Raw genomic sequence first — 13,151 nt, 5'->3', positions numbered from 1 at the left:
CCCAGCCCCCTGAAGGGGGAGCACTCTGCGCATGAACTGCTCCCCCTTCAGGGGGCTGGGGGGTAAACGAACCCAACTCTTTTTTCTAGTAAATTCTGTCACTTTCACCTCTTCTGAGCGTCATGTAGTTACTATCTCACCAACGTTCGAACGCTTTTCGTTTCAGGCTATTCCGCACCCCGCCGGGTGGGTGCGTTCCGTAACTTGATCTGAATTACTGTGCGAACTGTCTGGCTGCTGCTGGTTGGGTGCTGCTTCGCGGCTCCGACGCTGGCGCAGAACGAAACCCCCTTCCGACCCAACGACCGCCGTATCGATGCTGTCGGTCGCTATTTACAGGACCTTTTCCCAACGCAGACCGAAGGCGTCAACTACGAAGCCGTGTACGACGCGCTAACGCAGCTCTACGCCAGCCCGCTCGATCTCAACACCGCCACCCGCGACGAACTGTCGGCTACCTACCTGCTGTCGGAATCACAGTTGAGCAATCTGCTCGACTATCGGCAGACGCAGGGCGATTTGCTGTCGCTGTACGAACTACAGGCTGTCCCCGGCTTCGATCTGCCCACCATCCGGCGGATGCTGCCGTTCGTTGCTGTCAGTGGCAGCCGGGATCTGTTGGGCGGTTTACCCAATCCTACCGATCACTACCTGATAGTCCGGCACGAGCGCATTCTGGAGCAGCAAAAAGGGTTTTCTGATGCATCGCCCGATAAGAACGGCAAACTGCCGGTGCGCTACCTGGGCAATCCGCAGCAGTGGTTTGTGCGCTACCGCTATAGCCGTCCCCGTACATTCAGCGTCGGGCTGACGATGGAGAAAGACGCGGGCGAACGAATGGCGTGGGAGCCTGCCCAACGACGATACGGGTTCGACTTTGTATCGATGCACGCCCAGCTACAGAACCGGGGCCGCTGGCGAAACATCATCATCGGCGATTACCAGTTGCAGGTGGGGCAGGGGCTGGTGTTGTCGGCGGGGTTTGTGTTGGGCAAGAGTGCCGAAACCGTGCAGACCGTCCGCCGACCAACGCTGGGCATTCGCCCGTACACCTCGCTGACAGAGTCCGGCTATTTCCGGGGCGGTGCCGCTACCTACGCCATTCACCGCAACCTCGACCTAACCCTGCTGGCATCGCACGTTCGGCGCGACGCTAATACCATAGACGTTGACCCAGATAGCCTGAGCGAAGAGTTACAGGTCACATCGCTACAAATGTCGGGGCTGCACCGAACGGATGCTGAATTAGCCGACCGGGGCAGTTTGCCGGAAACCAATATAGGCGCGCACCTGCTGTACCACAGCCGAAACCAACTGCAACTGGGGCTGACGGTGCTGCAAACGCAATTTGGTGTCGAACTCAAAAAGCGGTCGCAGACCTACAATAACTACGAGTTCTGGGGGACGGATAACCGGGTGGTGGGGCTGCACGGCGGCTATGTCCGGCATAACTGGAATCTGTTCGGCGAACTGGCTTACAGTGCAGGATCGCAGACAAATAGCGGAGGTGTGGGAGCCGTTGCGGGTGCGTTGGCCAGCCTGAGCCGCAAACTCGATCTGGCACTGTTGTTCCGCCACTACGACCGCAATTTCCACTCGTTCTACGCCAACGGGTTTAGCGAGGGCAGCCGGACGATCAACGAAACAGGCGCGTATGCCGGGCTGAAATATACCGTGTATCGGAAACTAACGCTGAGCGGTTTCGTCGACTACTTCCGCTTTCCATGGCAAAAATACTTGGTCAGCGCGTCGTCGCTTGGGTTCGACTATTTGCTACAGGCTCGTTACGCACCCAACCGACAGTCTGCGTACTACCTAATTTTTCACGATGAATACAAAGAGAAGAATCGGTCTAGTTCGACCAATGTCATCGGTACCGCTCGGCGGAATTTGGCTCTCAATGCGGAGTATCGCCCTGTGCCGGGACTGACGATGCGTTCGCGGGCGCAGTGGGGGATGTTTCAGTACACGGGGCAATCTGCATCGCACGGTTTCGCGCTAATTCAGGACGCCACCTTCGACTGGCGACGGCTGAGTTTGTCGAGCCGGGTCGCTTTTTTTAATACGAAAGACTATGATTCCCGGCAGTACGTTTACGAACGCGATGTGCTGTACGCTTTCTCGTTTCCGGCCTATTTCAATGAAGGTGTCCGGCATTATCTGCTGGCGCAGTATAGCCTGAGTCGACACCTCGACGTGTGGGTGCGCTGGGCACGTTCCGATTTCTTCGGTTTGAAAACTGTCGGAACCGGTCTCGATCAGATCAACGCGCCCCACCGGTCGGAGATTAAAGTGCAGGCTCGGTGGCGGTTTTGACTTATTTCTCCATTTCCCGGATCAGCTTATTGGCGTTGATAAACTCGTTCAGTTCATCAACGTTCGAATGCGTTAGTGTTTCGCTGTCGCCTTCCCACAGCTTATTGCCTTCGTAGAGGAACATGATTTTCTCGCCAATCTCCATCATCGAGTTCATGTCGTGGGTGATAATCACCGTCGTGACTTTGTACTCGTCGGTGATTTCCTTGATAAGCTGGTCAATCTTAATCGACGTCAGCGGGTCAAGGCCGGAGTTCGGTTCGTCGCAGAACAAGTATTTGGGGTTCAGTACGATAGCACGGGCAATGCCGACCCGTTTTTTCATGCCGCCACTGATTTCCGAGGGCATCCGATCGCCCGCGTTCTCCAGCCCAACGCGCTTCAGGCACTCGTTCGCCCGGTCGAGCTTTTCCTCCTCCGATTGATCGGTGAGCATATCGAGCGGAAAGCGCACGTTGTCGAGTACGGTTTTGGAATCGAACAGAGCCGACCCCTGAAACAGGACGCCCATCTCGCGCCGGATCGCTTTCTGCAATTCCTTATCGCCCGACAAAAAATCGCGTCCGTCGTAGATTACCTCGCCCGCATCGGGCTTTACCAGCCCGATCATGCACTTCAGCAGTACGCTTTTACCCGTACCGCTACCGCCGATAATCAGACTCGTCTGACCGGGCTCAAAACAGCCGTCGATACCCTTAAGCACCTGCCGGTCACCAAACGTCTTGACAATATTTTTTATGTCTATCATAGCTCAATGAGCGAATGAGTGATTGAGCGAATGAGTGAATAAGGCTTACGCAAAACATTCACTCATTCGCTCAATCACTCATTCACAATTAGGTCAGCAGTACCTGTGTCAGGACGAAGTCGGCGGCTACGATGGCGATACAACTGTTAGTGACGGCCGAGGTCGATGCCGTACCCACTTCGAGGGCACCACCTTTTACGTTGTAGCCCTGATAAGCCGAGATCGTGGAAACCAGAAACGCGAAGACAACGGTTTTTATCAGCGCAAACGTGACGCCAAATGGCTTGTACTCGAAGCGAAGACCCGATATGTAATCTTCGGGCGAGATGACTCCGGCGAGCGTACCAGCGATGTAGCCACCCAGAATGGAGAGGAATGCCGCCATGATAACCAGCAACGGAAACATCAGCACCGACGCAACGACCTTGGGCAAGATCAGGTACGAACTGGAATTGATACCCATCACCTCCAGCGCGTCGATTTGTTCGCTGATACGCATCGTACCGAGTTCACCGGCGATGTTCGACCCGACTTTACCCGCCAGCACGATACATGACAGCGTAGGAGCCAGTTCCAGAATCGAGCTGTCGCGCACGATCAGAGCGATGATATTTTTCGGGACAAATGGGTTGGTCAGGTTGTAGGCCGTCTGCACGCAGGTAACAGCCCCAATGAATGTGTTGACCAGCGCAACGATGAAGATCGAGCCAACGCCGATCGACATACACTCGTCCAGAATAAGGCGCAGGTAAACGCCTATCTTCTCGCGATTGCGAAACAGGGTACCCAGGAAAATAAAGTAATCACCAATGCGAGTGAGCATGATTCCGGTAAACAACGACCGCGTCAGTGTAGTGGGGTAACGGGCCTTACCGTGAAACTCCATCCATCGGCGAATGGTTTCTGGCGTAACTTGCGGGTCTGTCAGTCATCGTGTTTTTCTCGCTATGAAGTTATTAGCCGTTGTTACGGGGGGTACAAAAGGAATTGGACGGGCCATCGCCGACAAACTTGTTACCGAAGGCTTCGACGTCGTCGTCTGCGCCCGCTCGGTCGACGGCATTACCGGTGAAAGCTATTTACCTTTTGCCGCTGACCTCGGTACCCGCGCCGGTGTCGACGCACTGATTGGCTACGTTCGGTCGCTGGGCCGCCCGGTCGATATACTAGTCAACAACACGGGTGTTTTCCTGCCGGGGCAGATTCAAAATGAAGCCGAGGGGACGTTTGAACAACTCATGAACACCAACGTGGCCAGTGCCTATCACCTGACCCGGGGTGTCGTGGGCGAGATGGTGGCGCGCCGGAAGGGGCATATTTTTATGATGTGCTCGACGGCCAGCATTACGCCGTACACCAACGGTGGGTCATACTGCATTTCCAAATTTGCCCTGCTGGGTATGAGCCGGGTGCTGCGCGAAGAACTCAAACCGACAGGTGTTAAAGTGACGGCCCTGCTCCCCGGCGCGACGCTCACCGATAGCTGGGCCGGTACCGATCTGCCGACCGACCGATTCATGGAAGCTACTGACGTGGCCAACAGTCTGTGGGCGGCCTACACGTTGTCGGCGTCGGCCGTCATCGAGGAAATTCTGTTGCGACCTCAACTGGGCGATCTGTAGCGTGCTCCAGCAAGCAACTGGGTATATCGGGGAGTAGAGCGGTTTTTCATTAACTTGCGACCCATCTGTTGAGGATGCAGACTTTCTTTTAATCGAAAAAACGGTAAACGCAGGAAATGGCTTCTGTTGAGTATCTGGGTATAGACGTTGGCGGTACGAACGTCAAAATGGGTATCGTTGACGCGAGCACCGGTAAAATTTCAAACTTTTATAGCCACGATACGGGTAGCTGGCGGCAATCGGGTCACTTCATCGACCGCTTCGGCGATGCTGTCGCCCTGCAACTGCTGGGCAATAAAGAAGTAAAACACGTGGGTATTGGCCTGCCCGGTATGCTCAACCGCGAACGGACCGTGCCCCTCGAGATCACAGCTATTCCCGAGATTGATGACGTGCCGATGGTCGATATCCTGTCGAAACGCTTCCCAGGTATCCAGTTTTTCCTCGAAAACGACGCCAACGCGGCTGCGCTGGGGGAGTACTACTTCGCTGAGGAGAAGATCAACGAAAACTATATCTTCATTACGCTCGGTACGGGGGTTGGTGGAGCTGCTATCATCAACAAGAAAATCTTTACCGGGGGCGATGGCAACGCTATGGAACCGGGCCACATCCCGTCTCGGAATGGCCGGGTGCTGGAGCGTAACATCGGCAAAGTTGAACTGCTGCAACTGGCGAATCTGCGCCGGTCGGAGTTCAGCGGAGAGACGCAGCTCCCCAGCGATGGTAGTATCTCGACAACGGGTCTGGTAGCTGCTGCCGCTGAAGGCGATAAGCTAGCAATGCAGATTTGGGAAGAGGTTGGCGAAATGCTGGGCGAAGGACTGGCCGCCCTGATTAAAATTCTCGACATCAAATACGTCCTGATCGGTGGTGGTTTGTCGGCTTCGTTCGACTACATCCTACCCGCTGTTAACCGTACGCTCGATCATTGGCTTAACCCTTACTACAAAAACGGTCTGGCGATCAAACGCGCCACGCTGGGCAACGATGCGGGCCTGCTCGGTGCTGCATCGCTGTGTTTCGAGTAAGTGATACGACACAACACAAAAAAGGGGCGTAACCAATGGTTACGCCCCTTTTTTGTGTTGAGAAGCCGGGTAGCTGTTAGGTCTTTCTGAGAATTACACCGCCTAAACTACGTTTACTTCCGGTTGAATCGTAACACCGTATTTTTTCTGTACCGATGCCTGTATCTGCCGGGCAAGCGCCATAATTTCGTTGCCGGTTGCCTTGCCATAGTTCACGAGCACCAATGCCTGTTTGGCATGAACACCGGCATCACCTGCACGGTGGCCTTTCCAGCCCGCCCGCTCAATCAGCCAGCCCGCCGGTAATTTCACGCCACCTTCGGCCAGTGGATAGCCCGGCAAATCAGGGTACGTCTGTTTCAAAGTCTCGAACTGCTCCGCCGATATTTCCGGGTTCTTGAAAAAACTGCCCGCATTCCCGATCTGCGCGGGATCGGGAAGTTTGCTCCGCCGGATCTGAATAACGGCATCACTGACCGCCTGAATCGACAGGTTATCTTCCGATACCCCCATTGTGTCGAGCGTTTCCTGAATGGCCCCGTAGCGCGTATGGAACGTAGGTATCTTATCGAGCCGAAACGTCACGTGGGTGATAATGTACTGTCCTTTCAGGTCGTGCTTGAACACACTCTCGCGGTAGCCGAACCCGCAGTCGGCGTGGGAAAACGTGTGTTGCTCCCCCGTTGCGATGTGTACGGCGATCAGCGAGTCGAAAATCTGCTCAATTTCTACCCCGTAAGCGCCAATATTCTGCATGGGTGCTGCCCCCACCGTGCCGGGAATTAATGACAGGTTCTCCATCCCCGCATAGTCGTGCGTCACGCAATGCTGAACCAGCTGATGCCAGTTGACACCCGCCCCGGCGCGCAGATAAATGTGGTCATTATCCTCGCGCACTACCCCGATGCCCTGAATAGCCATCTTCACAACCAGCCCATCGAAGTCGTGGCAGAGTAATACGTTACTACCGCCCCCAGAATCAGTTTGGGAACATCGATAAAATCAGTCAGTAATAGTAAGGCGGGCAGGTCGTTTTCGTGGATGATCTCAACCAGATAGCGTGCCTGAGCATCAATGCCGAACGTGTTATACGGCTTGAGAGACACGTTACTTTGTATATTCAACATAAACCGAGGAGGTAGTCTGGCAAAAATAGCCAAAATCCACGAGGGTATCGCACCCGCACCGGGCCTACCAACATGGCTGCGAAACGCGTACTTTTGTCTTTTCACTACCGATAACTCTTATGGATGTCCGATATGGCATAGCGGGTATAAGCCTGATCGCCTTGCTGACGGGGTGCGCAACGAGCCGCCCGGTGAGCAGTGGCAACAGCCGCCCGTCAACCAGCTATGGTGCTTACAGCGAAGACCTGTCAGCCGTAAGACCGACTTATGGCCCAGCGACCAACCGCCCCGCTACTACCCGCCCGACATCGACCAGTTCAGCCCCGGCTAGTTCGTCTGCTGGACCGCCCCCCGCTCCGCCCCGCCGAACGGAGCCGCGCCGTTCGGCAACACCGGCTGCTCCGACGCTGAACGTAAACCGGCAGCTCGACGCCGTGCTCGATACGCTGGCGGTGCAAAACCGATCGATCCGCTACGCCCCCGGGTTTCGTATACAGGTCTACGTGGGTACGCAACGACAGGAGGTTGATGCCACTAAAGCATTGATTGCCCAGAACTTCCCTGAGCTTAACCCGTATCTCAGCTATAATCAGCCGACGTACAAACTGAAGATTGGCGATTTCATGCGCCGTATCGATGCTGAACGTTATTACGCGTCAATTAAGCAACTGATTCGGTCGGCACAGCTTCAGGGCGACAAGGTCGACGTGCGAAGAGCCCTATTAATAAAATAATACAATTTGTCGTGCAAAAGGATGTAGATTTGATTCGTTTTGTGCAAAAGAATGCAATCGATTTTTAAGAACGGATTATGAAAAGAGCGTTAATAACGGGTGTAACGGGTCAGGACGGAGCCTATCTGACCGAATTATTGCTGTCAAAGGGTTACGAAGTGCACGGTATCAAACGGCGTAGTTCGCTTTTCAATACCCAACGTATCGACCACGTCTACGAAGATCCGCACCAGGATGACGTACGGTTCAAACTGCACTACGGGGACCTGTCGGACTCGACGAACATTATCCGGATTATACAGGAAGTTCAGCCCGATGAAATTTATAACCTGGGTGCTATGTCGCACGTACAGGTGAGTTTCGAAGAGCCTGAATATGCCGCGCAGGTCGATGGTATCGGTATGCTGCGGATTCTGGAAGCAGTCCGGCTGCTGGGCTTGGCGGGAAAAACGAAAATATATCAGGCATCGACGTCTGAACTGTACGGCGGTGTGCAGGGACACGCGCAGTCGGAGACGACGCCATTCTATCCCCGTTCGCCGTATGCCGTTGCCAAACAGTATGCCTACTGGATCACGGTCAACTATCGTGAAGCTTATAACATGTATGCCTGCAATGGTATCCTGTTTAACCACGAGTCGCCACTACGGGGCGAAACGTTCGTAACGCGCAAAATCACCCGCGCCGTTTCGCGTATTGGCCTTGGTTTGCAGGAGAAAATCTACCTGGGTAACTTGGACGCGCAACGCGATTGGGGCCACGCTAAAGATTATGTTGAAGCCATGTACCTGATTCTTCAGCAGGAGACGCCGGAAGATTTTGTGATTGCGACGGGCGTAACAACCCGTATCCGCGACTTCGTTCGGATGGCCTTCGCTGAAATCGGCGTTGAGCTGGAGTTCTTGGGTGAAGGTGCCAGCGAAACCGCTAAGGTCGTGAGCGCCAATAACCCTGATTTCCCTGTGGCTATCGGTCAGGAAGTGGTCTCGGTCGATCCCCGTTATTTCCGCCCGACCGAAGTAGACCTGCTGCTCGGCGACCCTACTAAGGCAATGAGCAAGCTGGGCTGGAAACCAAAATACGACCTGCCTGCGCTAGTGAAAGATATGATGACGGCCGACATCGACCTGTTCCGTCGCGATCAACTGCTGGCAAAGAGCGGTCACCAGATTTTGAACTACTACGAGTAGTAGGTTTAACGTCTAATGTTTAAGGTTGGCTACCGCAGGATTAGCACGCGCCAGCCAACTTTAAACCTTGAACTGTAAACCTTAAACGTCGTTCTTTGAGCAACAAAAAAGCCCGCTGGCAAACGCCAGCGGGCTTTTTTGTTGCTCAAAGAACGATTAAACAGGCACAGCGTAGTAGTACATCCGCGAGCTGTTGGGGTACATCCCAATCAGCATAAGCCCTTCACCTTCCTTCACCGTGCTCATAATCGTTTGCAGGTCTTTAGCCGTCTTCACGTTCCGACCATTAGCCTTGATGATAATGAAGCCTTCTTCAATGTCGGTTTCGGCCAGTTTGCCATCTTTGATTTGCTTCACCCGGATACCACCACCAACACCCAGTTGTTTGGCTTCCTGTGCGCTCAGTTCTTCAAAGTCGGCACCCAGTGCGTTGAGCGAAGCCGCCGAAGCCGTTACTTCCGCCTTCTTGATAATGTCGCGGCCACCGTTCCGGTTGCGTAGTTCGACTTTAACGTCTTTCTCCGTGCCATTCCGGTTGATCGTTACGTTCACGATGTCGCCCGGACGACGACGACCGATGATTTCACGCATCTGAGCGTCTGAATCCAGCGGCTGACCTTCCATCTTCACGAGCACGTCACCTTTCTGAATACCAGCCTGTTTGGCCGCACCACCGTCGACGGCCGTCTCAACATAGATACCCCGATTTACTTTCACGCCCTTCTCTTTTGCCACCGTACTGTTAAGCTCCACTGGCAGGACGCCGATATAACCACGCTGTACGTTGCCATACTTCAGCAAATCAGCTGATACCTTTTTTACCAGCGATACAGGAACCGCAAAGCCATATCCGCTGTAGTAACCCGTTGCCGAAGCGATGGCTGAGTTTATACCGACCAGTTCACCACGCAGGTTTACCAGTGCGCCACCCGAGTTACCGGGGTTGATGGCAGCATCTGTTTGGATAAAGGCTTCAACGGGTGTGTCTCCCTGCTTGCTATCGGCGTTTTGCTGGCCTTGACGCCGGGCGAAATCCTGGTCCAGAATCCCGATTTTCCGGCCTTTGGCACTAACAATACCTGCTGTTACGGTCGATTCCAGATCAAGCGGATAACCAACGGCCAGTACCCATTCGCCAAGCTTTAGACCGTCCGAATCGCCCAGCGTGATGGCTGGCAGATTGGTAGCGTCTACTTTGATAACGGCCAGATCCGTCAGGGGATCAGTGCCGATTACTTTGGCTTTGAAGCTCCGCTTATCGGTCATGATAACTTCCACCTCATCGGCATCCTGCACGACGTGGTTGTTGGTAACGATATAACCATCTTTCGAGATAATAACGCCCGAACCCGATGCCTGCCCCTGCTGACGGCGGGGTTGCTGACGCTGCTGACCGCCGAACTCGTCACCGAAAAATTCCCGAAAAATATCGGGTACCTGTTGCTGCCGCACCGTGCGGGTCATCGTCGTGCGTATATGAACGACTGTAGGCGTAACGGCTTCTGCAGCCGTCGAAAAATCACCGGGCGCGGCCGATGGACTGTCGCCTGTCAGGGCTGCCAGCCGACTTGTAATTGTTGGCGTGGGCGACGATTCGTTGAAGATTACATCCCTATTGTTAAATCCCAACAGGTTGTAAGCGGCTAACGTTACGACGCTCGACAGAATCGCCATTAACGCTAAAAGTTTCCAGTTGCTTTTCATGATTGATTGGGAAAATGAAGTACTACGCTTTTGTGTAAGATAGTCGTTACCGACCTGTATGTGTAACGGAAAGTGATGGGTAAAAATCCGATGCGGGTCTGTCCTTAACAAAATTTAACAGGGCTTTGTTGATCGCATCAGCGGGGCGCTTTTCAGGCGTTTCCAGCGCCATCGACCTATTGGCCAACGGGCTCCTTGTCATCATAAAGTCAAATCCTGTACCATGCCTGCATAGCACGTTGAAAATGACAGACTGACAGCTAATCTACTGAGGTAAATGCGAAAACCGGCCAAAACAACCAATAGAATTGGCCGATGTGCCGGTTTGACAGAATAAAAACAGGAGTGATTACCTACTAGGCTTCGATGAGGGAAAGGGCTTTCTCGGCGGCTGCCTGCTCTGCTTTCTTTTTGGAATAGCCGCTACCCGTAGCAAACGGTTCTTCGTCGACAACCACCTGGGCGATGAACTCGCGGAAGTGGCTGCTGCCTTTCTCCGAAATGATGTCGAACCGGATCTCCTTGCCGGACCGTTGCGCCCACTCAATCAGGCGGCTCTTAAAATTGACATTGTTCTGAACGACCAGGTCGAGGTCGTAGTGCGACAGCAGTTCTTTTAGAATGAACTGGCGCGAGAAGCGAAAGCCTTTGTCCAGATAAACGGCACCGACGAGGGCTTCAAGTGCATCACCATACATTGAACTCCGGCTGGGAACGCTCTTCGTCCGCTGCCCATCGTACTCGATAAGCCGGTCGAGGCCAATCTTGCGGGCAATGCCGTTGAGCGTCTCCCGGTTGACGATCCGCGAGCGAATCTCGGTCAGGAATCCTTCGTCTTTGTAGGGGTATTTTTTAAATAGAAATTCGGCAATGACCATGCCTAGCACGGCATCGCCTAGGTATTCGAGCCGTTCGTTCGACTCTCGGAACCCTTCAATAGCCGTTGCTTTCGATGCCGACGTATGCCGTAAGGCAAGCTGATACAAACCCAGATTAGATGGCCGTTCGCCAATAATGTGGGCAATCGACCGACGTAGGTTCTTGCGGGGGTCAGCGTTGCCAGACCTGAACCAGTCGAGAGGGTTGAACAGACTACGAGGCAGCGTGAGTTGCAAGGGCTCAGCTTGGTTTACGGAAAATTACAATGGCATTGTGTCCACCAAACCCAAAGGCGTTGCTCATCACAGTCGTGATTGAACGCTCCTGCGCTTTGTTGGGCGTCAGGTTAAAGCGCGAGTCGATTTCCGGGTCAGGATTGTTCAGGTTGATCGTCGGCGGCACCAGCTGATGCTGAAGTGCCATTACGCTGGCGATTGCTTCAACGGCACCGGCAGCTCCCAACAAGTGGCCCGTCATCGACTTGGTCGAACTGATGTTCAGCTTAAACGCGTGATCGCCGAACAACTTGTAAATGGCTTTCAACTCCTGCGGGTCGCCAACGGGTGTCGACGTACCATGGGTGTTGATGTAGTCGATTTCAGTTGGTTCGATCCCTGCATCGTTCAGCGCGTCCTGCATCGCCAGGTAAGCACCAAGCCCTTCCGGGTGCGGTGCCGTGATATGATACGCATCCGACGACATACCCCCGCCGATTAGCTCGGCGTAGATTTTAGCGCCCCGAGCTTTAGCGTGCTCGTATTCTTCGAGAATCAGGGCACCGGCTCCTTCGCCCATTACGAAACCGTCGCGATCTTTGTCGTACGGGCGCGACGCTGTTTCGGGCGAATCGTTCCGCTCCGAAAGGGCGCGGTTGGCGTTGAAACCACCGATACCGGCTTTTGTGACGGCCGCTTCCGACCCGCCGACGACGCATACGTTCAGCCGACCGAGCCGGATGTAATTAAACGCGTCGATAATGGCGTTGTTGGTCGAAGCACAGGCCGATACGGTCACGTAGTTGGTGCCCCGAAAACCGTAGCGCATCGAAATCTGTCCCGACGCGCTATCGGCGATCATCCGAACGATAAAGAACGGGTTGATACGCGGGGTACCGTCGCCCTTGGCGTAGTCGATCATCTCATCCTCAAACGACTTCAGCCCGCCGATACCCGACCCCCAGATAACGCCGATCTTGTTCAGATCGTCGTTTTCGAGGTCAAGGCCGGAATCTTTGACAGCTTCGTCGGTAGCAATCAGCGCATAATGGGTAAAGGCGTCCATTTTGCGCGCATCCTGCCGGGGAATAAACTGCGTGACGTCGATCCCCTTCACTTCACAGGCAAACTGCGTGCGAAACTTAGAAGCATCGAACTTCGTGATCGGGCCGGCACCGCTTACGCCGGCTGATAAGTTGTTCCAGAAAGTAGGTACATCGTTACCAATCGGCGTAAGTGCGCCAAGACCCGTTACGACTACTCGTTTTAACGTCATACAGTTAAACTGCGAGGTAATGAAAAAGAAAGCTTCGGTACTACGATAGTAGCTTATTTACCAGCGTTTTCCTCGAGGTAAGTGATCGCCTGACCAACCGTGCCGATGTTCTCAGCCTGATCGTCGGGGATAGAAATATTGAATTCTTTTTCGAATTCCATAATCAGCTCAACGGTGTCGAGCGAGTCAGCGCCAAGATCGTTGGTGAAGCTTGCCTCAGGCGTAACTTCCGATGCTTCAACACCCAATTTTTCAACAATAATGTTTTTGACTTTCTCTGCAATTTCCGACATTTTGATAGTCTGTTCT

The 13,151-nt window shown here is 53.9% G+C and carries 11 protein-coding genes and 1 pseudogene; 5 read left to right on the top strand and 7 right to left on the bottom strand.

Annotated features, from left to right (window positions below):
* Window positions 1–219: 219 nt before the first annotated feature.
* Window positions 220–2,316 carry a ComEA family DNA-binding protein gene (locus HH216_RS05000; RefSeq protein WP_169549797.1) on the top strand — a complete coding sequence of 699 codons (2,097 nt, stop codon included), beginning with the start codon at window positions 220–222 and terminating at the stop codon, window positions 2,314–2,316.
* A gap of 1 nt (window position 2,317) precedes the next feature.
* On the opposite strand, the gene HH216_RS04995 is transcribed toward HH216_RS05000, so the two are convergent.
* Together HH216_RS04995 and HH216_RS04990 are read right to left on the bottom strand one after the other, a co-directional pair.
* Window positions 2,318–3,064 carry an ABC transporter ATP-binding protein gene (locus HH216_RS04995; protein WP_169549796.1) on the bottom strand — a complete coding sequence of 249 codons (747 nt, stop codon included), beginning with the start codon at window positions 3,062–3,064 and terminating at the stop codon, window positions 2,318–2,320.
* Between the two features lie 88 nt (window positions 3,065–3,152).
* Entirely contained in the window at window positions 3,153–3,887 is a 735-nt protein-coding gene (locus HH216_RS04990; RefSeq protein ID WP_169549795.1) for an MlaE family ABC transporter permease, read from the bottom strand.
* A gap of 124 nt (window positions 3,888–4,011) precedes the next feature.
* Here HH216_RS04990 and HH216_RS04985 point away from each other — a divergent pair, with 124 nt between their 5' ends.
* Together HH216_RS04985 and HH216_RS04980 are read left to right on the top strand one after the other, a co-directional pair.
* Window positions 4,012–4,686, top strand: coding sequence for an SDR family oxidoreductase (locus HH216_RS04985; RefSeq protein WP_169549794.1), 675 nt, complete (start codon window positions 4,012–4,014; stop codon window positions 4,684–4,686).
* A 116-nt stretch (window positions 4,687–4,802) separates the two neighbouring features.
* Window positions 4,803–5,717 (top strand): ROK family protein, encoded by a 915-nt coding sequence (locus HH216_RS04980; protein ID WP_169549793.1) that lies wholly within the window; start codon window positions 4,803–4,805, stop codon window positions 5,715–5,717.
* Window positions 5,718–5,819: 102 nt separating this feature from the next.
* Here the strand turns inward: HH216_RS04980 and murB are convergent.
* Window positions 5,820–6,844, bottom strand: a pseudogene (gene murB / locus HH216_RS04975) (UDP-N-acetylmuramate dehydrogenase).
* A gap of 119 nt (window positions 6,845–6,963) precedes the next feature.
* Here murB and HH216_RS04970 point away from each other — a divergent pair.
* Window positions 6,964–7,578, top strand: coding sequence for an SPOR domain-containing protein (locus tag HH216_RS04970; RefSeq protein WP_169549792.1), 615 nt, complete (start codon window positions 6,964–6,966; stop codon window positions 7,576–7,578).
* 77 nt (window positions 7,579–7,655) lie between these two features.
* Window positions 7,656–8,768 carry a GDP-mannose 4,6-dehydratase gene (gene gmd, locus HH216_RS04965; RefSeq protein WP_169549791.1) on the top strand — a complete coding sequence of 371 codons (1,113 nt, stop codon included), beginning with the start codon at window positions 7,656–7,658 and terminating at the stop codon, window positions 8,766–8,768.
* A 156-nt stretch (window positions 8,769–8,924) separates the two neighbouring features.
* Here the strand turns inward: gmd and HH216_RS04960 are convergent, their stop codons facing one another.
* The 4 genes from HH216_RS04960 to HH216_RS04945 form a co-directional block, all read right to left on the bottom strand.
* Complete coding sequence (locus HH216_RS04960; RefSeq protein ID WP_169549790.1) at window positions 8,925–10,472, bottom strand: Do family serine endopeptidase; 1,548 nt, start codon at window positions 10,470–10,472, stop codon at window positions 8,925–8,927.
* Between the two features lie 356 nt (window positions 10,473–10,828).
* Window positions 10,829–11,587 carry a ribonuclease III gene (gene rnc / locus HH216_RS04955; protein ID WP_169549789.1) on the bottom strand — a complete coding sequence of 253 codons (759 nt, stop codon included), beginning with the start codon at window positions 11,585–11,587 and terminating at the stop codon, window positions 10,829–10,831.
* 4 nt (window positions 11,588–11,591) lie between these two features.
* Window positions 11,592–12,842, bottom strand: coding sequence for a beta-ketoacyl-ACP synthase II (gene fabF, locus HH216_RS04950; protein WP_169549788.1), 1,251 nt, complete (start codon window positions 12,840–12,842; stop codon window positions 11,592–11,594).
* Between the two features lie 53 nt (window positions 12,843–12,895).
* Complete coding sequence (locus HH216_RS04945; RefSeq protein ID WP_169549787.1) at window positions 12,896–13,135, bottom strand: acyl carrier protein; 240 nt, start codon at window positions 13,133–13,135, stop codon at window positions 12,896–12,898.
* Window positions 13,136–13,151: the final 16 nt, after the last annotated feature.

The sequence above is a fragment of the Spirosoma rhododendri genome (assembly GCF_012849055.1).
In the GTDB taxonomy this organism is placed as follows: Bacteria; Bacteroidota; Bacteroidia; order Cytophagales; family Spirosomataceae; genus Spirosoma; species Spirosoma rhododendri.
The sequence above is the reverse complement of the archived record's forward strand: the minus strand, read 5'-3'. Positions and strand labels throughout refer to the sequence as shown.